At 67.1% G+C, this 25786-nt stretch carries 34 protein-coding genes; 15 read left to right on the top strand and 19 right to left on the bottom strand.

All coding sequences use genetic code 11. From position 1 onward, the window contains the following. Nucleotides 1–10 precede the first annotated feature (10 nt). From ACTJKH_RS09285 to ACTJKH_RS09300, 4 genes are all read right to left on the bottom strand, one after another. On the bottom strand, nucleotides 11–496 hold the full coding sequence (locus ACTJKH_RS09285) for a hypothetical protein (RefSeq protein ID WP_440736647.1): 486 nt from the start codon (nucleotides 494–496) through the stop codon (nucleotides 11–13). Further along, a complete protein-coding gene (locus ACTJKH_RS09290) occupies nucleotides 493–1080 on the bottom strand; it encodes an RNA polymerase sigma factor (protein ID WP_440736648.1) in 588 nt (195 codons plus the stop codon). The genes ACTJKH_RS09285 and ACTJKH_RS09290 overlap by 4 nt, the downstream gene beginning before the upstream one ends. A gap of 46 nt (nucleotides 1081–1126) precedes the next feature. Continuing rightward, nucleotides 1127–1525, bottom strand: a complete 399-nt coding sequence (locus ACTJKH_RS09295; RefSeq protein ID WP_440736649.1) for a helix-turn-helix domain-containing protein — start codon at nucleotides 1523–1525, stop codon at nucleotides 1127–1129. A 96-nt stretch (nucleotides 1526–1621) separates the two neighbouring features. Then, nucleotides 1622–2035 (bottom strand): hypothetical protein, encoded by a 414-nt coding sequence (locus ACTJKH_RS09300; RefSeq protein WP_440736650.1) that lies wholly within the window; start codon nucleotides 2033–2035, stop codon nucleotides 1622–1624. Between the two features lie 64 nt (nucleotides 2036–2099). On the opposite strand from ACTJKH_RS09300, the gene ACTJKH_RS09305 reads away from it, so the two are divergent. After that, nucleotides 2100–2342, top strand: a complete 243-nt coding sequence (locus tag ACTJKH_RS09305; RefSeq protein WP_440736651.1) for a hypothetical protein — start codon at nucleotides 2100–2102, stop codon at nucleotides 2340–2342. A 15-nt stretch (nucleotides 2343–2357) separates the two neighbouring features. Here the strand turns inward: ACTJKH_RS09305 and ACTJKH_RS09310 are convergent, their stop codons facing one another. Next, nucleotides 2358–2666 carry a winged helix-turn-helix domain-containing protein gene (locus ACTJKH_RS09310; RefSeq protein WP_440736652.1) on the bottom strand — a complete coding sequence of 103 codons (309 nt, stop codon included), beginning with the start codon at nucleotides 2664–2666 and terminating at the stop codon, nucleotides 2358–2360. Beyond that, on the bottom strand, nucleotides 2663–3106 hold the full coding sequence (locus ACTJKH_RS09315; protein ID WP_440736653.1) for a hypothetical protein: 444 nt from the start codon (nucleotides 3104–3106) through the stop codon (nucleotides 2663–2665). The genes ACTJKH_RS09310 and ACTJKH_RS09315 overlap by 4 nt, the downstream gene beginning before the upstream one ends. Nucleotides 3107–3347: 241 nt before the next feature. Between ACTJKH_RS09315 and ACTJKH_RS09320 the strand changes: the two genes are divergently transcribed. Next, nucleotides 3348–4673: an LCP family protein gene (locus ACTJKH_RS09320; protein ID WP_440736654.1), complete on the top strand. Its 1326-nt coding sequence runs from the start codon at nucleotides 3348–3350 to the stop codon at nucleotides 4671–4673. A gap of 42 nt (nucleotides 4674–4715) precedes the next feature. Here ACTJKH_RS09320 and ACTJKH_RS09325 read toward each other — a convergent pair whose 3' ends face one another. Genes ACTJKH_RS09325 through ACTJKH_RS09335 form a run of 3 tightly spaced genes read right to left on the bottom strand, consistent with a single transcriptional unit; the run spans nucleotide 4716 to nucleotide 6289 of the window. Then, a complete protein-coding gene (locus tag ACTJKH_RS09325; protein WP_440736655.1) occupies nucleotides 4716–5312 on the bottom strand; it encodes a cysteine hydrolase family protein in 597 nt (198 codons plus the stop codon). After that, nucleotides 5309–5989, bottom strand: coding sequence for a Pr6Pr family membrane protein (locus tag ACTJKH_RS09330; protein WP_440736656.1), 681 nt, complete (start codon nucleotides 5987–5989; stop codon nucleotides 5309–5311). Before ACTJKH_RS09330 ends, ACTJKH_RS09325 begins: the two co-directional genes overlap by 4 nt. 30 nt (nucleotides 5990–6019) lie before the next feature. Then, nucleotides 6020–6289: a hypothetical protein gene (locus tag ACTJKH_RS09335; protein WP_440736657.1), complete on the bottom strand. Its 270-nt coding sequence runs from the start codon at nucleotides 6287–6289 to the stop codon at nucleotides 6020–6022. Nucleotides 6290–6407: 118 nt separating this feature from the next. On the opposite strand from ACTJKH_RS09335, the gene ACTJKH_RS09340 reads away from it, so the two are divergent. Continuing rightward, nucleotides 6408–7205: a siderophore-interacting protein gene (locus tag ACTJKH_RS09340; protein ID WP_440736658.1), complete on the top strand. Its 798-nt coding sequence runs from the start codon at nucleotides 6408–6410 to the stop codon at nucleotides 7203–7205. A gap of 18 nt (nucleotides 7206–7223) precedes the next feature. Here ACTJKH_RS09340 and ACTJKH_RS09345 read toward each other — a convergent pair whose 3' ends face one another. The 3 genes from ACTJKH_RS09345 to ACTJKH_RS09355 all read right to left on the bottom strand — a co-directional run bounded on the left by ACTJKH_RS09345 (nucleotide 7224) and on the right by ACTJKH_RS09355 (nucleotide 9207). Further along, nucleotides 7224–8213, bottom strand: coding sequence for an aldo/keto reductase (locus ACTJKH_RS09345; RefSeq protein WP_440736659.1), 990 nt, complete (start codon nucleotides 8211–8213; stop codon nucleotides 7224–7226). A 97-nt stretch (nucleotides 8214–8310) separates the two neighbouring features. Continuing rightward, on the bottom strand, nucleotides 8311–8724 hold the full coding sequence (locus ACTJKH_RS09350; RefSeq protein ID WP_440736660.1) for a hypothetical protein: 414 nt from the start codon (nucleotides 8722–8724) through the stop codon (nucleotides 8311–8313). A gap of 108 nt (nucleotides 8725–8832) precedes the next feature. Next, complete coding sequence (locus ACTJKH_RS09355) at nucleotides 8833–9207, bottom strand: hypothetical protein (RefSeq protein ID WP_440736661.1); 375 nt, start codon at nucleotides 9205–9207, stop codon at nucleotides 8833–8835. Nucleotides 9208–9503: 296 nt separating this feature from the next. Between ACTJKH_RS09355 and ACTJKH_RS09360 the strand changes: the two genes are divergently transcribed. Genes ACTJKH_RS09360 through arr form a run of 3 tightly spaced genes read left to right on the top strand, consistent with a single transcriptional unit; the run spans nucleotide 9504 to nucleotide 10460 of the window. Next, entirely contained in the window at nucleotides 9504–9740 is a 237-nt protein-coding gene (locus ACTJKH_RS09360; RefSeq protein ID WP_440736662.1) for a hypothetical protein, read from the top strand. Then, nucleotides 9737–9997: a hypothetical protein gene (locus tag ACTJKH_RS09365; RefSeq protein WP_440736663.1), complete on the top strand. Its 261-nt coding sequence runs from the start codon at nucleotides 9737–9739 to the stop codon at nucleotides 9995–9997. Before ACTJKH_RS09360 ends, ACTJKH_RS09365 begins: the two co-directional genes overlap by 4 nt. A gap of 52 nt (nucleotides 9998–10049) precedes the next feature. Then, on the top strand, nucleotides 10050–10460 hold the full coding sequence (arr, locus tag ACTJKH_RS09370; RefSeq protein ID WP_440736664.1) for an NAD(+)--rifampin ADP-ribosyltransferase: 411 nt from the start codon (nucleotides 10050–10052) through the stop codon (nucleotides 10458–10460). A 1-nt stretch (nucleotide 10461) separates the two neighbouring features. Here the strand turns inward: arr and ACTJKH_RS09375 are convergent, their stop codons facing one another. The 7 genes from ACTJKH_RS09375 to ACTJKH_RS09405 all read right to left on the bottom strand — a co-directional run bounded on the left by ACTJKH_RS09375 (nucleotide 10462) and on the right by ACTJKH_RS09405 (nucleotide 18143). Next, nucleotides 10462–11223 (bottom strand): Pr6Pr family membrane protein, encoded by a 762-nt coding sequence (locus ACTJKH_RS09375; protein WP_440736665.1) that lies wholly within the window; start codon nucleotides 11221–11223, stop codon nucleotides 10462–10464. Between the two features lie 40 nt (nucleotides 11224–11263). Continuing rightward, complete coding sequence (locus ACTJKH_RS09380; RefSeq protein ID WP_440736666.1) at nucleotides 11264–12217, bottom strand: sugar kinase; 954 nt, start codon at nucleotides 12215–12217, stop codon at nucleotides 11264–11266. Then, the gene (locus tag ACTJKH_RS09385) at nucleotides 12214–12867 is read right to left on the bottom strand and encodes a bifunctional 4-hydroxy-2-oxoglutarate aldolase/2-dehydro-3-deoxy-phosphogluconate aldolase (RefSeq protein WP_440736667.1); all 654 of its coding nucleotides are present in this window, start codon (nucleotides 12865–12867) and stop codon (nucleotides 12214–12216) included. The genes ACTJKH_RS09380 and ACTJKH_RS09385 overlap by 4 nt, the downstream gene beginning before the upstream one ends. Further along, the gene (gene manD / locus ACTJKH_RS09390) at nucleotides 12857–14083 is read right to left on the bottom strand and encodes a D-mannonate dehydratase ManD (RefSeq protein ID WP_210096502.1); all 1227 of its coding nucleotides are present in this window, start codon (nucleotides 14081–14083) and stop codon (nucleotides 12857–12859) included. The genes ACTJKH_RS09385 and manD overlap by 11 nt, the downstream gene beginning before the upstream one ends. Nucleotides 14084–14154: 71 nt before the next feature. Next, the gene (locus ACTJKH_RS09395; RefSeq protein ID WP_440736668.1) at nucleotides 14155–15546 is read right to left on the bottom strand and encodes an MFS transporter; all 1392 of its coding nucleotides are present in this window, start codon (nucleotides 15544–15546) and stop codon (nucleotides 14155–14157) included. 63 nt (nucleotides 15547–15609) lie between these two features. Next, nucleotides 15610–16614: an L-idonate 5-dehydrogenase gene (locus ACTJKH_RS09400; RefSeq protein WP_440736669.1), complete on the bottom strand. Its 1005-nt coding sequence runs from the start codon at nucleotides 16612–16614 to the stop codon at nucleotides 15610–15612. Then, on the bottom strand, nucleotides 16611–18143 hold the full coding sequence (locus ACTJKH_RS09405; RefSeq protein WP_440736670.1) for a mannitol dehydrogenase family protein: 1533 nt from the start codon (nucleotides 18141–18143) through the stop codon (nucleotides 16611–16613). The genes ACTJKH_RS09400 and ACTJKH_RS09405 overlap by 4 nt, the downstream gene beginning before the upstream one ends. A 150-nt stretch (nucleotides 18144–18293) precedes the next feature. On the opposite strand from ACTJKH_RS09405, the gene ACTJKH_RS09410 reads away from it, so the two are divergent. From ACTJKH_RS09410 to ACTJKH_RS09450, 9 genes are all read left to right on the top strand, one after another. Further along, nucleotides 18294–19256: a LacI family DNA-binding transcriptional regulator gene (locus ACTJKH_RS09410; protein ID WP_440736671.1), complete on the top strand. Its 963-nt coding sequence runs from the start codon at nucleotides 18294–18296 to the stop codon at nucleotides 19254–19256. A 109-nt stretch (nucleotides 19257–19365) separates the two neighbouring features. Beyond that, complete coding sequence (locus tag ACTJKH_RS09415; RefSeq protein WP_440736672.1) at nucleotides 19366–20526, top strand: aminotransferase class V-fold PLP-dependent enzyme; 1161 nt, start codon at nucleotides 19366–19368, stop codon at nucleotides 20524–20526. Further along, the gene (locus tag ACTJKH_RS09420; protein ID WP_440736673.1) at nucleotides 20523–21170 is read left to right on the top strand and encodes an HIT family protein; all 648 of its coding nucleotides are present in this window, start codon (nucleotides 20523–20525) and stop codon (nucleotides 21168–21170) included. The genes ACTJKH_RS09415 and ACTJKH_RS09420 overlap by 4 nt, the downstream gene beginning before the upstream one ends. 125 nt (nucleotides 21171–21295) lie before the next feature. Next, nucleotides 21296–22291, top strand: a complete 996-nt coding sequence (locus ACTJKH_RS09425) for a hypothetical protein (protein ID WP_440736674.1) — start codon at nucleotides 21296–21298, stop codon at nucleotides 22289–22291. Beyond that, entirely contained in the window at nucleotides 22288–22608 is a 321-nt protein-coding gene (locus ACTJKH_RS09430; RefSeq protein ID WP_440736675.1) for a phosphoribosyl-ATP pyrophosphohydrolase, read from the top strand. The genes ACTJKH_RS09425 and ACTJKH_RS09430 overlap by 4 nt, the downstream gene beginning before the upstream one ends. Then, the gene (locus ACTJKH_RS09435; RefSeq protein WP_440736676.1) at nucleotides 22605–23708 is read left to right on the top strand and encodes a hypothetical protein; all 1104 of its coding nucleotides are present in this window, start codon (nucleotides 22605–22607) and stop codon (nucleotides 23706–23708) included. The genes ACTJKH_RS09430 and ACTJKH_RS09435 overlap by 4 nt, the downstream gene beginning before the upstream one ends. Then, nucleotides 23701–25074 carry an MATE family efflux transporter gene (locus ACTJKH_RS09440; protein ID WP_440736677.1) on the top strand — a complete coding sequence of 458 codons (1374 nt, stop codon included), beginning with the start codon at nucleotides 23701–23703 and terminating at the stop codon, nucleotides 25072–25074. The genes ACTJKH_RS09435 and ACTJKH_RS09440 overlap by 8 nt, the downstream gene beginning before the upstream one ends. Before the next feature lie 175 nt (nucleotides 25075–25249). Continuing rightward, complete coding sequence (locus ACTJKH_RS09445) at nucleotides 25250–25510, top strand: type II toxin-antitoxin system prevent-host-death family antitoxin (protein WP_210096507.1); 261 nt, start codon at nucleotides 25250–25252, stop codon at nucleotides 25508–25510. Next, nucleotides 25507–25770 (top strand): type II toxin-antitoxin system RelE family toxin, encoded by a 264-nt coding sequence (locus ACTJKH_RS09450; protein ID WP_440736678.1) that lies wholly within the window; start codon nucleotides 25507–25509, stop codon nucleotides 25768–25770. The genes ACTJKH_RS09445 and ACTJKH_RS09450 overlap by 4 nt, the downstream gene beginning before the upstream one ends. The last annotated feature ends 16 nt before the right edge of the window (nucleotides 25771–25786 follow it).

A 25786-nucleotide genomic window follows, 5' to 3' on the forward strand; every position in this document is an offset into this window, starting at 1 on the left:
GCGATCCCGTCTAGTCCTGGAACGGGTGCAGTCTGAGGACCGAGCATTCGAGCCTCCCCGGGACGACGGCTGCTTCGCCTTCGTCGGTGACGCAGGTCGTGAACTCGGAGGGCGCTGATCCCGGAGTGGGGGTGGCCGAGAGTTCGTCGTTGTCGGCGAACGCACCGCCTTCCCACATCTGAGTGCACAGAGCCTCTGCATCCTCGATGGCGATGACGCCGTCTGGTGTGGCGACACTCGCCGCTGCACCGGACAGCGTGCCGTCGGGATTCCGATACTGGCCTTCGAGACAATGCACGACGCCGGTCTCGCTGACCGGACGCTCGTCGAGGAGGGTGACCGCGGCGACGCCCGCTCCCGCCACCGCGAGGATCCCGCCGGCGATGGCGACGCGACCCCAGATGGTCTTCCACCATCGGGGGCGTGCGAGGTCTCGGCGCATCTGCTCGATGAGGAGGTCTTGCACCTCCCGGTGGTGCGGCATCCGGTCACTCATGCGTTCGCCTCCTCTGATCTCGGAGAATACTCATACAGGTCGCCGCGAAGCCGCGCCTTCACCCGAGACAACCGCGATTTGACGGTTCCTTCCGGGACACCCAGAACGACGGCTGCTTCGGCGAGCGGAAGCTCATGAACGATGCAGAGGACCACGACACTCGCTTCGCGAGGATTCAACTGGCGCAGAGCCTCGCGCACGCTCTCCGAGATCTTCAGTGAGTCCATCGCGCGAGCGACTTCGTCGGCATGGTCGGCAACGTCTCCGTCGTGGGGGATGCGGTGCAGCAGTCGTTGATATCGACGACGCGAGCGCAGGCTGTTCTTCGCTGCGAACGACGTGGTCGCCAAGAGCCACGGCAGGACGGATCCGTCGACGATACGGACCTTGTCGCGCCGTCGCCACAGTTCGAAGAACGCGGTCGCCGCGACCTCTTCCGCGTCCCAGCTGGTGTGCATCAGCACGAGCGACAGCCGAAAAACGGGCATCTGGTGCCGGTCGTGCAGCATGCGATAGGCCGGTTCGTCGCCGCGCGAGAGGCGGTAGAGGAGCTCGCCGTCGCTCGGCCCGCCGGGTTCCGACACGATCTCACCTCACACGTCACGGTCGATGTCCTGACCTGAGACGAGTCTACGCGGCGCGGGAGACGGCGAGGATTCGGCGATGGTCGCGTCGGGCTTCTCGCGGGGTGCGGTGCAGGTAGCGGTGGCACTGCGCCCGAAACGTCTCGTATGTTCCGTACCCGCAGTGTTCTGCGATGACGGACATGGAGATCGAAGGATGTCGGGCGGCCATGACGACGACCTGGCTCAGGCGACGACGGGCGAGGACCTCCGCAACTCCTCGCCCGCCACTGAAGGCTCGGTCCAGCTGCCGTCTCGACACGTAGAGTGCCTGCGCGAGCCATACGGCGCTGACTTCGGGGTTCTTGTAATGGATCTCGATGAGAGCGACGCATTGCTCCCGCAACACGACCAGATCAGTGGACCTCATACTGAGAGATGTCCGGCACCGGCCGGCCGGTTCCATCTTCGCCGTGAGCCGATCGCGGCAGACCCTCGCGGCAGACCCTCGCGGCACGTCGCGAGTCGTGTGACTGCGTTGTGGCGAGAGGCTCTTCGCTTCTCAGCCGCGAATCAGTCGTCGCGCGGCTTCGAACCGCACCCAATCGTGGTCGGATGCCGGTGTCAGCTCCCATTCGTCGACGGGGCCGCCCTCCCACGCTGTCGCGGCGACCGCACCGCCTGCATCGGTGAGGTCCTCGACGACGACGGCATCGAGTCGACCCCCGGCGAGAAGCTTCTGCTGCGATGACCCCTTCAGTCGCCCCCACCATTCGGGCTCGGGCGTCGCTGTGAGCACCTCGCCCTTCTTCAGGACGGCGGCGACGACCTGCGCCCCTCCAGGGGAGGTCGAGTCGCCGTCACTCACGATGAGTACCGGGGCATGCGTGAGGCGAAGAGCAGCGATCACGGCTTCGCCGAGAGAGTCGTATCCGTCGGTGCGGCCGCCGGCCGAGTGCTCGATGTGAAAGCTCATGGCTCGACAGTACCTGCGGGTCGCGAGCAGCCCCTCGTGAGGCTTCCCGCGTAGTCTTCACGACATGGTGAGACGCGGAGCGCGACGGCGGTATCGGCGTGAACTGCTGATGATGACCCTCAGCGCACTGCTTCTCGCGTACATGTCGGGCCTCTTGGTTCTGACCGTCGCCTGGGGGACGTCGTACTCGATCTTCCAGTGGGTGGTCATCGGAGTCATGGTCGTCGGCTCCGCGCTGCTGCTCGCGTTCCAGGCCCGGAAGGTCATCCGGATTCGCGGGAGCCGACCCGGTCGGCGGGGCGAGTGAGCGCGGCTTCGCGCCCTATCCGTCGACCTCGAGGGATGCGTCCGCGATGGAGGCGAGGCGTCGAAGCTCCGCGACGTGCGCACGGAAGGCTCGTCGCCCGGCCGGTGTGAGGGAGAGCAGGGTGCGCTGACGCGCGTTGCGTGTGACCTTGTCGACACGGACATAGCCCGCCTGTTCGAGCGCCTTGGCGTGCTTGGAGAGCACCGAGTCCGACACGTTCAGCCGCTCGCGCAGGAATGAGAACTCCGCGTCGTCGACGGGCGCGAGCAGTCCGCACAGTTCCAGCCGTGCGACCGCGTGGATGGCCGGATCGAGTCCGCTCACGCCGTGCCCTGCGTCTCGAGTCGACGACGCCAGACGCGCATCCAGACGAATCCGGAAGCGGTGACGGCGATGCACGCGATCGCGCCGGCGGCGATGCTGATCCGGATGTCGGAGGCGAGATACGACCACAGTGCCGTCGAGACCAGAGCGACCAGCATCACGCCCGTCACCCACAGCGTCGCGCCGCCGGTGTAGCCCGACACCCACCAGCCGTGAGTCCGTCGCCACCACGCGATGAAGAGAGGAATGAGAACGACGAAGCCGACCGCCACGATCAATGCCCAGGGCTGCGGGAAACCCTGAGACGCGATGAACGCTCCGGCTCCGAGCCCCAGAGCGAGGTGGTACCAGCCTTCGCCGCGGGGTGCATCCGTGTACGTCGTCGCCACGGCATCGAGGCGAGCCAGCGAGGCGTGAGGGTCATTCCGTTCACTTTCCATAGTGGAAACCTACCCCCGACTTTCCACCTTGGCAAGTGAGCACAGGAAATATACCGGTAAGGGCACGAGCCTTCGAATACCCCGGACAGCTTCTGTGAATACGGCCAGCCGTTTTGAGATCACGCTCTCCTCGTGATGGTGTGAACCAGTGCGACGGCCAGAATCCCCCCAGACCGACTCGACTCCGGACCCCACCCCCGAACGGGGAGCGGAAGGCCGACCTCGCCGTCGGCGCGGGCGAGTGATCGGCTGGATCAGCGCGCTCGTCGTCGTCGCACTGATCGCCGTCGGCGCGATCGCCTACGCGCAGCTGCAGGGAAACGTCACCACCGCGCCCCTGCGCTCCGACCCGTCGAGCGAGCCGCTCGCGACCGGCGACCTGAACATCCTGCTGCTCGGGTCTGACACGCGGGCGCTCGCGTCCGGTGGTTACGGCGACGACGACGGCAGTCAGCGCAGCGATGCCATGGTGGTCGCGCACATCTCGAGCGACAACACGCGGATCGACGCGGTGCAGCTCCCGCGAGACACGCTGACGGACCTGCCCGCCTGCGAAGACACGGGACGAGGGGCGTTCGACGGCGGATTCGGGATGCTGAACTCCGCGCTCGAGTACGGGCCCGCCTGCTCTGTCGCAGCGGTCGAGCAGCTCACCGGGCTCACGATCGACCACTTCGTGCAGATCGACTTCGAAGGCTTCATCGGGATCGTCGACGCCATGGGAGGCATCGACGTGTGCCTCCCGCAGGCCCTGACCGACGGTCACGCCCAGCTCGATCTTCCGGCCGGCGCGCAGTCGATCGACGGCACTCAGGCTCTCGCGCTGGCACGCACACGCCATGCGCTCGCCGAAGAGAGCGACGTCGCGCGCCTCGGGCACCAGCAGATGGTGCTGTCGGCGATCGTGCAGAAGGCCACCAAGACGGATGTGCTCGTGCGCCCGGATCGTCTCTACGCCTTCCTCGACGCGGCGACCTCGTCTATGACCGTCGACCCGGGGCTCGGCGCCCTGACCGATCTGGCCGGTCTCGCCGCCCGCGTCGCGAACGTCCCCATGAGCAGCGTCACCTTCCTGACGATGCCGACCACCGAGGCTCCGCAGGACCGCAACCGTGTCGTGCCCACGGCGGATGCCGACGTCATCTTCCGGGCGCTTCTCGACGACGTGCCTGTCGTGCTGAAGACCGACGAGGTCGAGGAGGATGCCACGGTGCGCACCGCTCCCGTCCGGATCCTCAACGGAGCGGGCGTCGCAGGACTGGCCTCTCGAGTGTCGGAAGATGCCACCGGATACGGATACACCGTGTCGGGACTCGCCAACGCGGATGCGGCGGACCTCACCGTCATCACCGCGGCCGACACACCTGACGCGCAGCAGACCGCACAGGCTCTGGCCTCCGAGCTCGGCCTCGCCGTGACCGTGCAGACCGGAGATGTCGAGGGAGTGCAGCTTCTTCTCGGAGCCGATTACGCCGAGCTCACCTCGCAGCCGAGGGCGACTCCGCCCCCGTCGAGGCCGGTCGACGCCGTCAATCGCAGCGCCGACACCGATCTCTGCACGGCCTGATCGAAGCGGATGCGGTCGGAGGGACCACATCCGATGCCGATGTCAGCGTCCGAGATCGGTGACGGTGGGCACGACTGTCGCGTAGAGGTCGGCGATGCCGGCGAGAGCAGCCCGATGCAGCTGCTCGGCCGGGACGTCACCGGCGACCGACGGAAGGCTGCGGGTGGCGGTCGCGGCGGCGACCACGGTGGGCCGGTTGCCGCGGAGGAACGCGCCCTCGGTCGTGTACGTCACGCACATGTGCGTCATGAACCCGGCGATCACGACGTCCTCGTGGCCCGCCTCGTCGACGAGGTCGCCGAGTTCGGTGCCGACGAACGAGTTCGGTGCCCTCTTGACGACCACGGCCTCGCCGTCGCGCGGAGCGACACGCTCGTGGATCGCCCCGATGTCCTCGCGAATGTCGTAGGCCGACCCCGCGCCGCCGTCGTGCTGCACGTGTATGACCGTCGCGCCTGACTCGCGGGCCTGGGCGAGCAGGTCAGCGGCGGCATCGAGCGCAGCATCCCACCCCTCGAGCTTCATCTCGCCGCGCGTGTAGGTGTTCTGGAAGTCGACGAGCACGACGGTCGAGGTCGCGAGGTTCGCGGGCTGATCGGCGACGCCGCTGAGTGCGCGGAGTGTGGCGGAGGTGGTCATGAGGGTTCTCCTTCAGTCGTCGTCGAGCGGAGCGTGCGGTCCGCGTCGAACGGTTCAGCCCGCGGGGTCCGGAGCGAGAGGGCGTTGCCGACGAGCCGGATCACCAGGGCGAGCACGATGAACGCGACCAGCAGGCCTGCGCAGTAGGCGGCTACGCCGCCGTAGCCGCCGACGGCCGCGGGGTTGAAGAACGGGTAGCAGTAGAAGCCGGTCACCGCGCCACGCACGACCGAGTACACCGTGTAGACCACTGGCACGATGAGCCACAGCCAGGCCGTGCGCGTCGAGAGTCGTCGTCTCGGCGGCATCAGCACCCAGTCGATCACGACGGCCAACGGCATCAGCATGTGGTGCACGACGTTGGTCCAGGGCAGCAGGCCGCCGAGGTCGGCGCCGACGAGCAGGGTGTTGAAGACGATGCCGACGAAGGCCATGTAGACGACGGATGCTCCGCGCACCGCCTCCCATCGTGGGCTGCTCTCGCTGCTACGGAGGATCTTGACCGCACCCACGATGAACACGATGCTCGCGAACAGATTGCTGAGCGTCGTGAAATAGCTGAAGAAGTTCAGGAGACCGAAGTCGGTCTGAATCGCGATCACGAGCTGTGTCACGACTCCGGCCAGCGAGGCCGCGGCCAGCAGAACGCGGAGGACGACGGCCGCGGTTTCTCTCATGCGGCCAGAATACTGGGGTGATCCGGCCGGCTAGTCGTGTGTCTGCTCGATGACGAGCTTGCCTTCGTCGGAGAGGCGGAGGTTCTTGCCTTCGGCCACGGCCTCTGCGCCCGTGGTCAGTTCGGGGTCGACGATCGTCGCTCCGTTGCCGAGCGCGTCGACCTCGCGCTGCACGGCGTCTCTGACCTCCTGGGCCGGGTGTCCGCTGTACTCGTGAGCCACCTTCTCGATCACGGCCTGCAGCTCGCGAATCTGGGCATGCACGTCGCGCTCGATGTCCGGGTTCGTTTCGGAAGTCATGACGAGAGAGTAGCGAGTGGGCCGATCCTGACTCAAAGGATTGACTGAGAACCGCTGTCTGTGCTGCACGGCGAGGGCAGACTGGAGGGGACTTCCTTCTTCACCGTCAGGAGACGCAATGCCGGAACAGCCTCGTCGAACCCCCAGCCAAGCAGTCCTCACCGTGCAGCAGGTGGAGCAGATCAGCCCGGATCTGGTGCGCATCACGGCGGGCGGTGACGGGTACGAGCATTTCAACGACAACATCTACACCGACAAGTACGTCAAGATCCTCTTCGCCGACCCGAGTCATGGGCTCACCCCGCCCTACGACCTGGCGCAGTTGCGCGAGGAGAGCCCCGAGCAGCTGCCCACTCGGCGCACGTACACGGTCCGGTCGGCGGATCCTGAGCAGCGCCGGCTCGTGATCGACTTCGTGGTCCATGGAGACGAGGGTGTCGCGGGTCCGTGGGCCCGGCAGGCGCAACCGGGCGACACGATCGTCGTCAGCGGTGCCGGCGGCGGCTACCTGCCCGAGCCCGAGTTGCCGTGGCACCTTCTCATCGGCGACCACACGGCGCTGCCCGCGATCTCCTCGGCGATCGAGGCGATGCAGCCGGATGCCGTCGGGCACGTCGTCCTCACGGTGGCCGACTCGGCCGACCGCATCCTCCCCGAGGCCCCGTCGGGTGTGAGCGTGCGCTGGACCGAGACCGATGACGAGCTTCTCGCCACGCTCACCGAGCTCCCCTGGGCTGACGGGCATCCCGGCGTCTTCGCGCACGGGGAGCGCGGCACGATCAAAGAGGTCCGTGCACTGCTGAAGCAGCGCGAGGTGCCGCGCGACCGTCTGTCGATCTCGGCTTACTGGGCGCGGGGCCGCGCGGAGGATCAGTTCCAGGCCGAGAAGCGCGAACCGATCGGCCAGATCGAGTAGTCGCCGTCCGGCCGCCGGTCAGAACCCTTCGGGATCCCGGGGTGTGTACGCGGCCTCGAGCGCCGCCAGCTCGGAGTCCTCGAGACGGATGCTGACAGCGGCCACCGCATCGTCGATGTGGCCCGCCCTGGTCGCGCCGACGATCGGAGCGGTGACCGCGGACTGCTGAGCGACCCACGCGAGGGCGACCTGCGCGCGGGAGACGCCGCGCGCCTCGGCGACGCGGGCGACCGCCTCGACGATGGCGCGATTCGACTCCTCCTCGCGCCGGTAGAGCGTCGCGCCGAAGGCGTCCGTCGCCGTCCGCGCGGTCTTCTCATCCCAGTCCCGCGTGAGCTTTCCGCGGGCCAGTGGCGACCACGGCAGCACGCCCACGCCCGCGTCGAGGCAGAACGGATGCATCTCCCGCTCCTCCTCGCGCTGCAGCAGGTTGTACTGGTCCTGCATCGAGACGAATGGCGTCCATCCGTTCTGCACGGCTGTGTGCTGGGCCTTCGCGAACTGCCACGCCCACATCGACGAGGCGCCGATGTAGCGAGCCTTGCCCGAGCGCACCACGTCGTTCAGGGCCTCCATGGTCTCCTCGATCGGCGTCTGCGGATCCCACCGGTGGATCTGGTACAGGTCGACGTGGTCGGTTCCCAGACGCCGCAGGCTCGCATCGATGCCCGACAGGATGTGCGCGCGACTGAGCCCGGCCTGGTTCGCGCCCGGACCCATGCGCCCGTGCACCTTGGTCGCGATCACGATCTCGTCGCGGCGGGCGAAGTCGCCGAGCGCGCGGCCCACGAACTCCTCGCTCGTGCCGTCGGAGTACACGTCGGCGGTGTCGAACGTGGTGATCCCGGCCTCGAGCGCCTGCCTGATGAGAGGTCGACTGGTCTCCTCATCGAGCGACCACCCGTGTGCGCCTCTGTCGGGAGCGCCGAAGCTCATGCATCCGAGCACCACCTTCGAGATGCGGAGTCCTGACGAGCCGAGCCTCACGCTGTCTGCGGTGTCGAGCATCAGAGATCTCCCTCAGGTCGTGGTGTGAGATCGATGCTCTCACGCTGAGCCGCTGCCCGGCGCGAAGCGGATCCCGGATGCGCAGAGCGGCCGCCGATCAGAGGAACACCCTCAGGTACTCGCCGATCTTCTCGCCGTCCTCTTCGGGGGTCACCTCGACGCTGAGCCGGGCGCGGATGCCGTCGGTGCCGACCTCGATGGGCATCGCTCCGCATCCCATCATCGGTCCGTGGTCGACGCCGTCGATCACCAGGCAGATGCTGCCCATACCGGCCTGCGCACGCGCCTCGACGACGTAATAGGTGTGCCCTTCGGAGTCCTCACCGAGCAGACGAGCCGTGTCGGGGATCACGGTGTCGAGTTGGTCGGGACCGACGGATTCGGGCAGAGGCGCGGACTCACCGCTGGCGAGCACGTCGACGGTCGGAGCGTTCACGCACCCGGCGAGGACCGCGATCGTTCCGAGGGCGAGAGCCCCGCACATCAGTGGACGGAGGTGGGCACGGTTCATGCCCACAGGTTAGACGCAGCAGACTCGGATGCGACGTGGACAGTCCGATGCGCTGCGGACATATGCATGGTGAATGTCGGAAACCGAGGAGCCCATGCCCGCGCGGGGCTACTCGGTGCCGGTAGCGGTGGTCGCCGCGCTCTTCGCCGCCAGTGCGCGCTCACGACCGCGCTTGCAGACCCAGGTCATGGCGTACGAGACGATGAGCGCGCCCACGATGTAGACCGTGACCCAGAGGCCGCCGTTCGGGTCGAGTGCGAACTGCACCGATTCGTCCGCCTGCGAGTTCTTGCGTCCGCCGCCCAGCACGAGGAACCAGAAGAGACCGAAGAGCAGCGAGGCGATCGTCGCGAGCCACGCGAAGAACCCTCCCGCGGAGTATCGGCGAAGCACGGTGAGGAGGACGGCGAGGAACAGCACGAGGATGTGTCCGCCGACGATGGCGAGGAACGCGGGATCGGCGGCAGCTGCGGCGTAGTCCATGGGGAGCCTTTCGAGGGGTGACGTGTCGCGTGCGCCCGAGTCGGCTGCACGCCCTCCTCCTAAGACGAGAGGAAGGCGCGCAGTGTGACAGATCCGGTCACCGCGATTCCGGTCACCGCGCGATCAGCGTCTCCGAGGCCACCACGTCGCTCGTCTGGGCACTTTCGGACTCTCGAGCTGACGACGGCGGCCGCAGGGCGTGAATCCTCCTCGTCCTGAACCGAGCTGTCAACCGCCCTGCGCTCGCCGCAGTTCGCGCGGATCATGGGGGTACGGACGAATCAGAGGAGGGCACCATGTCGAACATCGACGCTTTCGCCAACAGCTTCCCGCCGAACATGCCGGGCGTTCCCCCGGTCGACGACTTCACCGACGGCACGTTCCCCACCGACACCGAGCAGCCGGAGACTCAGGGCGAGGATGCTCTCGAGGCCGAACTCGGCGACGACGGCCAGGGCGACATCGACGCCGAGGATGACTCGGCTGCTGTCGACGGAGATGCGCCGCGCGACCTCCGCGACGGCAGCGAATGAGCGGCACCGGACGCGACCGTGATGACTCGGTCGCGCCTGACGCGGCCTCGCCCTCAGCGGAGGGAGTCGCGGCACTGATCGAGGAGCGCGACGGTGACGACCCAGGGCAGGTGACCGAGACGCCTGCGGGCGGGGCCGGCGCCGACTCCGGCGGATCCGGTGCGGTGCGCGTCGACCCGTCGTCGGAGTCATCCGTTCCTGACGAGTCGGTGCACAACGACGAACCGGGCGTGGGCACGCGTCGCTCGCACGACTGACAGGGACCGCGCGATCCTTCCGGGGAGGCGTCGCGAGTCGTAGGCTTCTGCGGTGAGCGATGCGCTGGATGACGGACCCTTCTTCCACGGCACCAAGGCAGACCTGCGACCGGGCGATCTGCTGACGGCGGGGTTCCCCTCGAATTACCGCCCCGAGATCGTGATGAACCACATCTACTTCACGGCGGTGGCGGACGGTGCCGGTCTGGCTGCCGAGCTCGCGCCGGGTGACAGGGAGCCTCGGGTCTACGAGGTCGAGGTGACCGGAGAGTTCGAGAACGATCCGAACGTCACCGACAAGAAGTTTCCGGGCAACCCGACCCGCTCCTACCGCAGCAGCGCTCCGTTGCGAGTGGTCCGCGAGGTGCACGACTGGACGCGACTGGCGCCCGATGCGCTCGCCACGTGGAGGGAACGGCTCGCAGCCATCCGTGACGACGAGCGCGGCGAGATCATCAACTGAGTCAGCGACGCACGCTGCGCCGGGAGAGAACTCCGAGTGCGCGGTCGATCGCGACGAACACCAGACCGACGACGACGAGCGCCAGCGTCAGCGCCACGACCCACTGGGCGACGCCGCCGACTCCGAGGGCGTCGACGTCCATGAACGGGTACGGGTACTTCTGACCGGGAGTGAACTCACCGCCGAGCGACCCGTAGACGAAGGCCCACACCAGGTATGCGTAGGGGATGAGCGTCCACAGCAGCGGGTCGATCCACCGGAACGACCCCTTCGGCACGAAGACCAGCCAGTCCACGATCACCAGCAGAGGAGTGATGATGTGGATGAGGTTGTCGGTCAGCGAGAAGATGTCGGAGTCGCCGTCGGCGAACCTCGTCGGCACCAGGACGACGAGGTAGATGAGCATCGTGACGGTGATCGCCATCATCACCGCGCCGCTGCCCCTCGCACTCGGCGTCGACGTGCCTCGCGGTCCCGTCTGTCGGAGATCCCGAGCGGTACGGACGATGAGCAGGATCATCCAGACGAGACAGAGCAGGTTGCTCACCATGGTGTAGAACAGCAGCGTCGTCCAGTTCGGAGCACCGGTCAGGACGTCGGAGTGCCGGATCACGCCGGTGAGGATGACCGCCAGAGCGAGCATGCGGTAGACGAGCGCGACCGGGCGGGAGTTCAGCGCAGCGTAAGCGTACAGAGATGTGCGGGCGGGCTCGGGATCCGGGAGGGCGGAAGCCGCGGACGGGGATACGGCGGCTTTCGACATACTTCGAGGCTACGCGTCCTGAGCCGGCATCCGCACCGGATCAGCGACGTACAGGATCGGAATCCCGGTCTGCAAAGCGCTCGAGCTCGCGTCGGGTCGGTGCCGCCTCCCAGTCGCCGGGCACGAGGCAGGCCATGGCGCCGCAGGCGTTCGCGCGGTGCAGGGTCGCATCCACGTCGAGTCCCTCGAGGAACGCGCTGAGATACCCGCTGACGAAGGCATCTCCCGCGCCGACCGTGTCGACGGGCTCGATCGTGAATCCACCTGCTTCGACGAGGGTGTCCGCCGTGATCACGGCGGCGCCGGCAGGGCCGAGCTTCACGACGGTCGTCGCGCACCCGGCATCCCGCAGCCGTGCCGCGGCCACCGCGACGGAGGTCTCCGGGTACAGGATCGCGAACTCCTCTTCGCCGCCGAACACGATGTCCGAGCGTTCGGCGAGTTCACGCAGCACGGGGCCTGCAGCCTCGGGCGATGCGAGTGCGGAGCGGTAGTTGATGTCGAAGGTCACGATCGCACCGGATGCTCGCGCGCGGTCGATCGCCGCGTGCACGGCATCCCGAGCGGTGTCGGAGAGCAGGGGAGTGATCCCGGTGATGTGCAGCAGCGATGCCCGTTCGATCCAGCCGTCGGGCAGGTCTTCGGGGCGCAGGCGGGATCCCGCAGACCCGGCACGGTAGTAGTGCACGGCCGTGGAGGATGCCGACGGGCGCTCTTTGACCATCAGTCCGGTGCGCGCCTCTGCGTCGATCACGGCATGCACATGCACGCCGTCTCCGCGGATCTCACGGGCCACGCGCTCGCCGAGAGAGTCGTCGCCGACGCGTCCGAGCCACGACACCGCCACACCGAGCCGCGCGAGACCGATCGCGACGTTGCTCTCGGCGCCGCCGATGCCGAAGGCCATCGCGTTCGCGTGCCGCAGCGAGCCGATCTCGGTCGTGCGCACGAGCGCCATGGTCTCGCCGAGTGTGACGACAGACGGCGAGGTCACGCGGATTCCCGCGCGCAGACCTCGACGAAGGACGCAGCGCGCTCGCGCAGAGCCTGCAGATCGCCGCCGGCGAAGGCATCGCCGAGCAGCGGACCGCCGACGCTCACGGCGACCGCCCCGGCACGCAGCCATGCTTCGGCGCCGGCGAGGTCGACGCCACCGGAGGGCACGGCGACCAGTTCGGGGAACGGGCCGCGCAGATCCTTGAGATACGAGGGCCCGACCTGCCCCGCGGGGAAGACCTTTACCGCAGAGGCGCCCGCAGACCACGAGGCGAACAGCTCGGTCGGCGTGAGTCCGCCCGGGACGATCGGCACACCGGCATCCGTCGCCTGAGTGACGAAGTCGGTCGACGTGATCGGCGTCACGATGTAGGCCGCGCCCACTTCGATCGCCCGTGCCAGATCATCGGTGTTGGTGACGGTGCCGATGCCGAGGTCGATCGTGTCGCCGAACCGCGCGACCAGGTTCGGGAAGTGCTCGAACGTGCCGGGCGTGGTCAGCGTCAGCTCGACGCTGCGGATGCCGGCATCCACCAGCACGTCGAGCACGGCGTCGTAGTCCTCCGCGCGCTTCGCCCGAGCGACGACGATCAGACGCGAGTCGACCGTGCGCTGCGACAGCGGGACCCGGCTGACCTCACCAGTCATGGACGGTCCCGTCGAGCAGACGGTTCACCGGCAGGTAGGCCTTGGTGTACTCGTGGCCGGCCGCGGCATCCTCATCGAGATCGACACCGAGCCCGGGCTTGTCGCCGGGGTGCAGGAAGCCCTTGTCGAACGTGAACGAGGTCTGGAACACCTCGAGCGTCTGCTCGTTGTGGGGCATGTACTCCTGGATGCCGAAGTTGTGGATCGCGAGGTCGAGGTGCAGCGCCGCGGCCATGCCGACGGGCGAGATGTCGGTCGGGCCGTGGATGCCCGACTTGATGCCGTAGATCGCGGCGAAGTCGAGCAGCTTCTTCATGGCCGTGATGCCACCGGTGTGGGTGACCGCCGAGCGCACGTAGTCGATCAGACGCTCGGTGATGAGGGTCTGGTAGTCGAAGACCGAGTTGAACACCTCGCCGATCGCGAGCGGCGTCGTCGAGTGCTGGCGCACCAGGCGCAGCGCGGTCTGGTCTTCACCCGGGGTGCAATCCTCGAGCCAGAACAGGTCGTAGGGCTCGATGTCCTTCGCGAAGCGCGCGGCCTCGATCGGCGACATCCGGTGGTGCCCGTCGTGCAGGATGCGCAGGTCGGTGCCGAAGTCCTCCCGGATCTTCGAGAAGATCCCGGGCATGTGGTTGAGGTAGTTGCGGGTGTCCCAGGTCTCTTCGCTGGGACGGTCGCCCGAGCGCTTGGCGGGTTCGTAGTCGTAGCGCACGCCGGGGCCGGTCGACGAGACGCCGTAGATCTGGCCGAGGCCGGGCACGCCGGTCTGCACGCGCACCGCGGTGTAGCCGAGCTCCTCATAGCCGGTGATCGCGTTCTTGAGCGCGGCGTAGTCGGTGCCGGAGGCGTGGGCGTAGACGCGGACGCCCTCGCGGCTCGCGCCGCCGAGCAGCTGGTACAGCGGCATCCCGGCCTTCTTGGCCTTGATGTCCCACAGGGCCATGTCGACCGCGGCGATCGCGGCCATGGTCACGGGACCGCGACGCCAGTAGGGTCCGCGGTAGAGGTACTGCCAGGTGTCTTCGATGCGGTCCTCGTCGCGGCCGACGAGCATCGAGGCGACGTGGTCGGAGAGGTACGAGGCGACCGCGAGCTCGCGTCCGTTGAGCGTGGCGTCGCCCAGGCCGACGATGCCGTCGGAGGTCGTGATCTTGAGCGTGACGAAGTTGCGTCCGGGGCTGGTGATGTTGACGTCGACGATCTCGATGGTCATGTCGTTCTCTCCTGGAGGTGCGGGGTGAGGGGTGTGGGGNTCCGCACCCCGGGTCGTGATGTGAGGGGCGATCAGATCGCGTCGCGCGGGTCCGTGAGGTCGCGGCCTGCGACCTCCGGCATCCAGATCGAGGCGACGAGCGCGCACAGGGTGAACACGAACAGCATGATGATGATCGGGATGAACGATCCGGTGACGGCCGACACCCACGCGGCGGCGATGACCGGGCCCGCGCCCGTCGCGACGATGGCGGCGATCTCGCGTGCCATGGCCGTGAACGTGTAGCGGTTGCGCGAGCCGAAGAGCTCGGGCAGAGTCAGGTTCTCCAGCGAGGCGAAGCTCATCACCGCGAGGTTGTGCAGCACGACGTAGCCCACGAACACCTGTACGGTGTCCTTGCTGCTGATCATGAGCATGGTCGGGACGATGACGATGAGCGCGATGATCGCCCACACCATGTACATGCGCTTGCGGCCGAAGCGGTCACCGAGCCAACCCGAGAGCGGCACGGTGATGAACGCGACGAGCGACGAGACGATCACGGCGTTGACGCCGATGGAGCGGTCGAGCAGCAGCACGACGGTGATGTAGCTGATCAGGTACGTCTGGATCATTCCGGAGTTGCCGGCCTGGCCGAAGCGCAGCAGGAGGGCGATCGAGAAGGCCTTCCAGGGCTTGCGCTGCATGGCCTCGAGCGTGCGGATGTCGTTGGTCTCGGTGGCGAGCTTCACGACCTCTTCGCGCGAGAGGGCCTTGCCGTCGACGACGTCGTCGCGCTCCTCGAAGACCGGGGTCTCCTTGAGGTTGAACCGCACCCAGATCGCGAAGAGCATGATGACCGCGCTGGCGATGAAGGGGATGCGCCATGCCCAGGCGATGACCTCGTCTTCGCTGTACGCGACGAGCAGGATCGCCCAGATGCCCGAGGCGAGCAGCGTGCCGCAGTTCGTGCCGAGCGCGACGAGCGAGGCGATGATGCCGCGGCGCTTGGCCGGCGCGTACTCGGCGAGCATGACGCCCGCACCCGAGATCTCGGCACCCGCACCGAAGCCCTGCGCGATGCGGAGCAGCACGAGGAGGATCGGAGCGAGCACGCCCACCTGCGAGTACGTCGGCAGGAAGCCGATGAGGGTGGTCGCGAGACCCATCAGGAGGATCGTGTAGAACAGCACCTTCGTGCGGCCGGTCTTGTCGCCGAGGCGTGCGAAGAAGAACGCACCGACCGGGCGGGCGACGTAGCCGACGCCGTAGGTGGCCATCGCGGCGACGACGGCGACTGCCGGGTTCTCGGACGAGAAGAACAGGTCGGCGAAGACGAGCGCGGCGGCCAGCGAGTAGAGCTGGTAGTCCATGAACTCGAGGGCCGTGCCGAGCCATCCCGAGATGGCGGCGCGAACGAGGTCTTTGACGGACCTCTTCGCGGTGGGGTCGGCGGCCGTGGCCGTCGTCTGCGGTTCTGACATGGGAGGTACTCCTTCGGACCAGGAACAGGGTGGGGTGCGCGGGGTGGCGCGGAGGGGATGCGGCTAGAGGGACAGCAGGACCTTCGCCGAGGCCGACGAGTCGCGAGCGAGCTCGAAGGCCTGGACGGCGTCGGATGCCGGGAGGACGTGGGAGATGACGGAGTCGAGGGCGTCGGACTCGGCGAGCAGCGCGACCGCGTCGTCGATCTCGGTGGAGAAGCGGAAGGCGCCGCGGATCGTGAGCTCCTTGGCGAGCATCGGGGCGAGGTTCACTCCGATGTCGGCATTGGGGAGCATCCCGACCTGCACGATCGTGCCGGCACGGCGGGCGGCGCGGACGGCCTGCGTGAGCGCGACTCCGACGCCGGAGCACTCGAAGACCACGTCGTACGACTCGTTGTCGATCGTGTCGCGGCCGACGAGCGAGACCTCGGTCGCGCCGAGGTTCTTCGCCCGCTCGAGGGGCTCTTCGCGCACATCGCTGGCACCGACGACCGATGCCCCCGCGTTGACGGCGGCGGCCACGACGAGGAGGCCGATGGGCCCTGCGCCGATCACGAGCACGCGCTTGCCTGCGATGTCGCCGGCGAGGTTCACGGCGTGGATCGCGACGGCCAGAGGCTCGGCGAGGGCCGCGCGCTCGAGCGGCAGGGATGCCGGCAGCACGCGGACCATGTGGTCTTCGACGATCAGCAGTTCGGATGCTCCGCCCTGGCGGTGCGGGTTCGCCGCGGCACTGCCGAAGTAGTCGCCGCCGGGGCGCAGGTGCGGGCGGTCCTCGAGGCCGGGCACCTCGGGGCCGTAGCGCGCGGGGTGAACCGTGACCGGGGTGCCGGGAGCCAGGCGACCTGACGGGTCGAGGTCGACGACGCCCGAGAGCTCGTGACCGGGGGTCAGGGGCTCACGGATCGTGTACTCACCGTTGGCGCCGTGGAAGTAGTAGTGCAGGTCGGATCCGCAGATCCCGACGTAGTTGACGCGGAGGCGCACCTCGCCGTCGCCGGGGGTCGGAACCTCGCGGTCCTCCCAGCGGATGTCTTCCTTGCCGTGGATGGCGAGAGCCTTCATGGCTGCATCTCCTCTGCGCTGATGAGTGATGATGTGGGGGACTGTGATGCCGAGACGGCATCGGTGATCGCGGCGTCGACGCCCTGCCGACGGATGATGTCGATCAGGTCTCCGACTCGTGCGATGAAAGCAACCTCCGCCCCGAGCTCTGCGCCGAACAGGTGCAGCTCGGCGATCACGCGCGTCGCGAGCTCGCGACCGCCTCGGGCGGTGGCGGCGAATCCGGCCAGGCGCTCTCGGGAGGCGTCGGTCATCGCGGCGGCGTGCAGGCCGGGATCGAACCCGGGAAGCGGTGCGATGCACGACAGGTAGCCGGCGACCGTCAGTGCGATCAGGTGCGGCATGTCGCCGCGGCCGAGGGCGAGGAGCGCAGGCTCGGGGATGCGTTGGCGCAGCTTGACCGAGCCGTCGGTGCCGACCTGGCTGGTGCGGTGGCCGAGGGCCGTGTTCTCCCAGCGCTCGAAGAGCTCGCTCTCGTAGGCGCGGATGTCGACGCCGGTGGGCACCTCGATCGACGGTTCGTACTCGTCGTTCAGCACGGCACGGGCCGCCGTCGCGATACCGTCGACGCGAATGGCCTCGGGGATCGTGCCGACGCCGGTGAGGGCGCCGAGGTAGGCGATGAGGGAGTGCGTGCCGTTGAGCAGGCGAACCTTCATCTGCTCGTAGAGCGCGACCTCGCTGGTGAAGACGGCGCCGCCGGCCTCCCATGCCGGACGACCGGCCGCGAACGCGTCCTCGATGGCCCACATGGTGAACGGCTCGGCGGGCACGGGGATGTCATCCCGAGCGCCGAGCAGCGCGCTGACCCGGGTGCGGAGTTCCGGAGTGGTCGACGGCACGATGCGGTCGACCATGCTCGACGGGAACGTCACGCCGCGGTCGAGGAAGGCGAGTGCGTCCGCGCCCTCGGAGCCGGGGAGCTCCTGCAGGAACTCGCGGACGAGCTTCGCGGTGTGCTTGCCGTTGGCCGAGAGGTTGTCGCAGCTGAGGATCGAGATCGGTGCTCCACCGGCTGCGGCGCGCGCCTGGAGACCGCGGGCGAGCTGGCCGATGGTCGAGCGCGGGGCGCCGCCACGGAGATCGGCGCGCACGGCGTCGTCGTCGAGATCGAGGTGCTGGGTGGCCGGCGAGTAGCTGTAGCCGTTCTCGGTGACGGTGAGGGTCACGATGCGGATGCCGGGGTCGGCGATCTGGGCGACGACTCGTTCGGGCTGCTCGGCGCCGACGAAGGCGTCGGTGTGCACGCCGGGGATCGAGAGCGAGGTGCTGTCGGGCGCGATAGTCGCGACCGAGTAGAGGAAGTCCTGCGCGTGCATGGCGTCGACGATCGATCGAGAACGCGATGCGACGCCCACGATGCCCCAGTCGCCCCCCGCGGCCTGGAGAGCTGCGGCCGTGTAGACGGCCTGGTGCGCGCGGTGGAAGCTGCCGAGTCCGAGGTGCAGGATGCCTGCTGCGGAGGGGGTGGCTCCAGGGGTGGCGCTCGCGGGGGTGGTGCGGCGCAGGACCGGTGTCTCGATGCTCACGCGTCGGCTCCTTCGCTCTGGGCCGGGCACCCTGATGGGTGATCGGCGATGATCGTCCTGCAAACAGTGTGAATGAGTTGTACAAACTTGTCAAGCCATCTTTCATCCCGTCGAGGGACCGTAGGATGACGGAGAGGGTGGGAGCAGAAGATGGCGGCGACACTGACGGATGTGGCACGGCACGCAGGCGTGTCGATCGCCACCGCGTCGCGCGCGTTCGGGGAGCCCGACCGCCTCGCCCCGGGCACCCTCGGCCGTGTCCTCGAAGCGGCGACCGAGTTGGGCTACGCCGCCCCGCAGTCCGTCACCGCGACCCGCACGTTCGGTGTCGTCGTACCCGATGTGTCGAACCCCGTCTATGCCACGCTGCTGAAGGCGATCCAGGGCCAGGCATGGCATGGGCACCACCGAATCGTGCTGTTCGACGCCGACGAGGACCTGCGCCGCGAGCGCGAGCAGATCGAGCAGGCCCGCAAGCTCGACGGCATGCTGCTGTGCTCGCCGCGACTGCCCGACGACGAGGTGCTCGCCCTCGTGGGCGACACCCCTTGCGTCGTGGTCAACCGCCAGATCGACGGCGCGCCCTGCGTGCTCATGGACACCGAGAACGGGCCGGGCCAGGCGATCGAGCACCTCGCCGCGCTCGGCCACACCCACATCGCCTACGCCTCAGGACCGCGCGGTTCCTGGGCCGACATCCGCCGAGCCGACACCGTCGCACGGGCGTGCGAGAGCCACGGCATCCGTCTCACCCGCCTCAGCCACCACGCCGCATCCATCCAGGGAGGTCGCGCGGCTGCCGCGCTCGCCGCGGCGAGTGGGGCGACCGCCGTCGTGGCGTACAACGACCTCGTGGCACTGGGTCTCGAGGCCGGAATGCTCGAGCTCGGCAAGCGATGCCCCGCCGACATCAGCATCGTCGGAATCGACGACATCGACCTGGCGGGCGCGGTCACGCCGGCGCTCACGACGGTGCGGATGCCGATCGAGCGCAGCGGAGCCCTCGCCGTCGACCTGCTGCTGCAGGCGATGAACGGCACCGCGATCGATGACGTCGTGACCCTCGGCTCACAGCTGATCGTGCGTGCGTCGACCGCTGCGCCTGCCGCCTGAACCGACGGGTTCCGACCTCGGAGGGGCGAGGGCCGGATCGTATATTGCTTTTGTTTAGGATCCTTCCTATCTTGGCGTCATCGATGGTTATGACCCAGGGGGGTACGTTTTGCTCTATCTCGACGCTGCTGCCACTTCGATGCCGAAGCCTGTTGCAGTCGCAGAGGCAATGTCCGAGTACTTGATCGCAGGGGCGAATCCAGGGCGCTCAGGACACCGAATGTCACGATGGGCCGAAGAGCAGATCTGGCGTACACGCGAATCGTTGGCAGGTGTTTTCCTCGTAAAAGACCCTGATCGGGTTGTCTTGGGACTGAACGCCACGATGATGCTCAATAGCGCAATACACCACCTCAGCCGCCGTGGCGGTCGAGTTCTCACGTCGGCGTGGGAGCACAACTCCGTCACCCGGCCTCTGTTCGCTCAGGTGGAGCAGGGTCTCCTGCGCCACGAGGTGATCCCAGGGAGCGTGCACGCCCCAGTCGATCTCGAGTGGCTTGCGACGGAGCTCGAGGGCGGCGGCGTCTCCGGCGTCGTCATGACTTGGGCATCAAACGTCACCGGTTGTGTCCTCCCCGTCGAGGCGGTGTCGGCCTTGTGTCGCATGCACGGAGTCCTGCTCATCATCGACGCCGCTCAGGCCGCAGGATACATACCTGTGGAAGCCGGGCTGGCAGATGTCCTGGTTTTCGCCGGCCACAAGGGCCTCGGTGGCCCCCAAGGAGTGGGCGGGGCGGTCATCGCAGACGGTATCGACCTGGACCCGTTCCTCGTTGGAGGGTCCGGGGGACGCTCGGAGAATCAGAGCGCGCCTCGATGGCTTCCGTGGTCGCAGGAGGCAGGCACCCCGAACGGTCCCGGCATTGCTGGTCTGGGCGCCGCAGTCGCAGAGCTGTCGGTCTCCGCCGTACGGGAACGTCAAGCTCGGCTCTCGCGGCTTCGCGCCCTGCTCGATGCCGGGCTCAGGGACATCGCTCATATTCAGATGGTCGATCCTGCCGTCGCGCACGAGTCCGTTCCGGTGCTCTCTTTCACTGTTGAAGGGGTTGCGTCATCCCGAGTCGGTGAAGCGCTCGAAGAGGATCACGACGTGCTCGTGCGTACCGGGCTCCACTGCGCACCACTCGCGCACCACACGCTTGGCACCATCGAAGGCGGAGGCACGGTTCGGATCAGTCTCAGCGCGACCGCCACCGAGGGCGACGTAGACGCGGCACTTGAGGCCGTCGGCGCCACATGCACGAAACTGACCAAGGAGATTGCCGCATGAGCACGTATGCCCCTGATCCGGAATGTGTGTTCTGCCAAGACAACCCACGCATTGTCTGGGAAGGTGGCGGCCTTAAAGTCTGTTCGGATCCGGCGCCGCTCGCGGCTGGGCACTTGCTCATCTTTGCCACCGAGCACTACCCGTCGGCTGCAGACCTCACAATCGACCTGGCGACCAGGATGGATAACATCGAGCGCGCGCTCGGCGAAGCGATGATCGAGAAGTACGGTGACTACGCGCTGTTCGAACACGGTCGGACCGGCCACTGTATCCGCAGTAGGCCGGGTGAGCGTCTGTGCCATCACGTGCACGTGCACCTCATCCCGTGCGCAGTGCCGCCCCTCGAGGAGCTCATACCGCTCACACAACGTCGGGCGGTTGTTTCCTGGTCGGAGGTGGTCGAGCTCGGGGCTGAGACCGACGGCTACGTGGTGATCGGCGGGAACGGACGTCCGAAGCAATTCCTTCCTGTCAGCCACGATCTTGAGCCCCACTACCTTCGCACTGTGATCGCCACAGCTCTGAATCACCCAGAACGCGCCGACTGGGAGCAATTTCCGTTCCTCCCGGGTGCGCAAGCTGACTCCGCGAGGTCTCACCGTGATGTCGAGCAGCTCGCCAATCACCTCACGGTCGCGTCGTGACAGCTCAGGCAGCCGCTTTCGTCTCGTGGGGAAGGGGGAACGGTCATATCACTCGTTTGGCTCGGATTGCCCGGGCCTTTCGCGCACACGCATGGCGGACGTCATTCGTTTCCCACGATGCCGCCGTGCACCTGTCGATGATCGACAGGATCAACAGCGACATCGACCCACTCCTCTACCCGCAATGGGCCGAGGAGGCAGACCCGTGGACGCAATGGGCGGATGAGGGTTTTCTGCGTAGGTCAGTGGAGTGGGACCGAGCGAACATCAGCTCGTATCGGCCAGGCGTCGTCATCAATGACAACCGCCTCTCCACAGTGATCGCTTGCTCGATCGATCGAGTACCAGTTGTCACGGTGTGCCAGGACAACCAACTACCTGGGTATCGGTTCCCTGATGAACCCGACGCACCGATCTGGCGGCACCCGCTACCGGCGATCAACGCGATCCTGGAAGAACATCACCTCTTGCCGCTCGACAGTGACGTGCGAGAACTGTTCGGTCGGGGACGCATCGCCATCCCCAGCTCGCCTCGCCTGGAGCCGGTCGCAGTCTCGACAGGTCTTGACGTCGTCCATACGGGGATACTCGCGGATGCCGCAGAGAGCGTGTCCGGTCCGAGGCGTTCATTGCTGTTCTATCGGACCGTCGGAGAAGAGACCGCCGAGTTCGAGGCCGCATTCAACGACTGGGAGGGATCAATCTTTGTCGCGACAGGCGACCATAGGAGCGCGAAGGGCCTCGCTTCACAGCTCGGTGCGCGTTACGCGGTGGCGCCGCTCTGGGATCTCGCCAGCATCGGCGGGGAGCTTCGCACTGCCATTCACCACGGAGGTCACGGAATCACATCCGCATGCTTGGCGCACGGAATCAGCTCGGTTGTCCTTCCTGGGATCAACCCCGAGCGCACCGCCAACGGTCTCCGAGCGGAGCGGCTGGGGGCGGCGGTCGTGCTCCCGGGTGATGATGACGCAGGCGTCCGGTGGGGCCCTGCGGTGGATATCACCGGTGAACGACCGCCGTGGAGCCAGGTCCGCGACTCTGTCGACGATCTAACCATGACCGATTCGCTCATAGCGCCGCTGGCCGAGGACGGGGAGATCGTCGAGATGTTGACATGACCCTCGAGAAGCTCGTGCGTGACCGGGTGCCCGAGATCATGCGCGCGAGCGGGATCAGCGTGCACGTGCGTACAGTGACCAGCCACGAGGAACTCCTTAGCTTCCTGATGGCGAAGCTCCTCGAGGAGACTGCCGAGTTCCACGCCACGCCGAACGTCGACGAGCTCGCCGACATATTTGAAGTACTGGATGCTCTCATGGGCACGCTCGGCGTTGAACGCGCTGCGGTTGACGCACGAAAGCGTGCGAAAGCGGCCGAAAGGGGCGCTTTCGTGGACGGGCTGGTTCTGCGACTCGAGGGAGGCGACGGGCGATGATCGGCCGTATCGCTTCCCCGGTTCCTAAGATCAGTGTGTCGGTGATGGCACACCCGATAAGAGCTGCTCAGGCTGACGCTCTCGCCGCAGATCTGACGGATCTGCCTACGCGGGTGGTTTTCGACCCCGACCCCTCCGGCCCACCTAGCTCGGTGCGGGTGGCGACGCTCGCCTGGCGTCCCTGGTGCGAATCCGCGACCCATCACCTCGTCATCCAAGATGATGTCCGTCTACACCCGCACTTCACCACACAGGTGCGTGACGCGGTGCGATCTCAACCGACAGCCGCCCTCAGCCTGTTCTCGGAGTGGGGTTCCTTTACCTCTCACGCCGTTCGTGTCGCTGCGTTCGCGGGCCTCCCTTGGGTGCGTCAACCCGACACGTATCTGGCGACGGTCGCGATGGTATTGCCCGTACATCACGCCCACAGGTTCGCGGACGCCCTCGGACGCAGCGATGTTGATCTACCCGACGACCACGCCGCTTTTCAGTACGCGCGCGACAACAAACTTCGTCACTACGTCAGCAACCCGAACCTGGTGGAGCACGACCACCTGCCGAGCCTGGTCGGCAACACCGGACAGGGTCTGCGCCGAGCGACCACGTTCGTTCCGGACTGGGTAGCTCCGTCCTCTTGGTGGCGGAAGAAGCCGTACGAAGATTTCACCGCCCTACCGTCCGTCCATTGGACCATCGGTACCCCGAGCTCCTATGAGGCGCCGGGTGACCCGCAGGCACGGTGGGTGATCCGTGGACAACGCGACCACTGGGGGGAGGTCGGCGCGCTGATGAGTTCACTGGTCAGCGATGAAACCGCGACCCTCATCGACGGCGTCGAAGATGTGCGGCTGCGCTCCGCGCTCCTGGGCGCCGCGTCCGTCCTCGTCGACCAAGTTGTTCTGGCGGCACGATTGGCGCAGCCGCTCGACGGGTTCGCAGTCGCGTGCGCGACGGAGGCTGCGCGCACGCTCGCACCCGGGTCGCTTCGTGGACTCGCGAACGAGCTGAACACGTCCGCGGACTCGAAAGTGATCCGAGAGACTTTCGCTCGCCTTGCGTCCAGAGTGCGCGTGTCCATCCTCGCTCTCACCGATGAGTGAGGTGCGCGCGCGTGCCCGCGCCCGGGCTCTGTTGGAAGGCCCGCCCTGGAGGGCGATCCTTCGCTTCATCGTCCCGATCTGGATCGGCAACGTGATTCAACAATCGCACTACACAGTGGATGCGTTGATACTCGGCAGGTTCGTCGGCGAGCACGGACTTGCTGCGGTGGGATCGTCATTCGGTCTCGTCTCTCTGCTCTTCGGCACAGTCTTCGCATTCACGGCCGGCCTCACGATTCACATCGCGCATGCGCACGGCGCCGGCGATGCGATCGCGGTAGGTCGTCGGTTCTGGACGGGGTCTGTCATCGCTGTCGGGGGTGCCGTGCTCTTCGGGGCGCTCCTCGCGGCGACAGCACCGATCGTGATGGCGCTCATCGGCGTTCCAATGGACCTTCGCTCGGATGCAACGACCTTCTACCTCATCTTCTGCGTCGGTTTGCCACTCACCGCGTTCGGGAACTTCTGCACCCACACCATCCGCGGGTTGGGTGACAGTACGTCTCCGACGGTGCTCATGCTCATCAGTGGCATGGTGAACGCACTTCTCGCATTGTGGCTTGTCGGAGGTGCGCACCTGGGGGTGGTGGGTGCGGGGCTCGCGACACAGGGCGCGGGTCTGTGCACAGCGCTGGTGAGCTTCCTGATTCTCCTGCGATCCCATCCCCACTTGCGTGTGCGGACATCGCTTGCTCCGGTAGCCGGTGGGACACAGGGTCGCCAGGGTGCGGCGATGGCGTTCCAGTCCGCGGGCATCGGGGTGGGAAACGTCTTACTGCAGGCAGCCGCGAACTCCCTCGGCGCAGCCGCGATCGCTGGTGTGTCGATCGGGATGCGCGTGGAGGGATTCGCTCTCGCGCCTCTCGCAGCGTTCGGAATCTGCATGGTGGTCTACTGTGCTCAGAACGCTGGGGCTGAGGACATGGGCCGAGTCCGTCGTGGCGTCAGACAGGCGAGCGTGATGTGTACTGCTCTCGCGGCGATCGAGAGCATCGTCGTCATCCTGCTGGCCGATCGGATCGCACAGGCGTTCCTGTCGAGCAGTGACCCGGCGGTGACCGCGACCGCGACGACGTACTTGCAGTTGTCTGCGGTTCTCTATCCGGTGGTAGCGTCCGTGTTCCTTCTCCGCGCGTCGCTCCAGGGTGTGTCGATCACCCGTCCCGCAGTCATGTCCGGCCTGGGTGAACTGGTCGCGAAGTCCCTGTGCGCGGGACTCACTGTCCTGGGAGGGGGGATCCTGACTATTGCGCTCAGCGGGCCCGCGTCCTGGCTGGTGGCATTGATTCCTCTTGCCCTCTCATGGTGTGGGTGGCGTCGGGCGTCGCTGCGCGGCGCCCCCTCGGGCGGCCATCCGCGCGGATGAACTGCTGCGCGCAGTCGGCCTTGCCGAGCACGGACACAAGAGGCCGCACCCTCTCTCCGGTGGACCTCGTCAAGATGGCCGCGCGCGCAAGGCGCGGAGAGTCGCAGAGGCGCCGCAGGCGTGAGTCAGCGACGTACAATATCAGCATTATATACATAAGTGATATTCTTGACACATGAACACGATCACCCGCAGCGTACCTTCGAAGGATCTGCGTGACAGCCTTGCCGATGTACTCGGCGGGGTCGCCTACGGCTCAGAGCGCGTGGGCGTCACGCGCCATGGCAAGCTGACGGCCGTGGTGATCAGCGTCGATGACCTCGAGCTGCTCGAAGAGCTCGAGGCCGCCCGCGACGCCGCCGAGTTCGCGGCCGCTCGAGCGGCTGATGACGGTCAGCGGGTGTCGCTGGATGAGCTGCGCGCAGAAGTCGCGTGACGCGCTTTAGGGTCGAGTTCACGACGGCGGCTGCCAGAGAGATCCGCAAGCTCGACCCGCAGATCCGCCGACGGATACTCGGCGGGGTGGCCGATCTCGAGCGCGACCCGCGTCCGCACGGATGCCGCAAGCTGGCCGGGTACGACAACGCCTGGAGGCTACGAGTCGGCGACTATCGGGTTCTCTACGAGATCATCGATGAGCAGGTGCTCGTGACGGTCGTCCGCGTCGCGCACCGACGCGCCGTCTACGACATCTGAGGTTCGCGGTCGCACC

This window comes from Microbacterium sp. 22215 (assembly GCF_052045655.1).
GTDB classification, from domain to species: Bacteria; Actinomycetota; Actinomycetes; order Actinomycetales; family Microbacteriaceae; genus Microbacterium; species Microbacterium phyllosphaerae.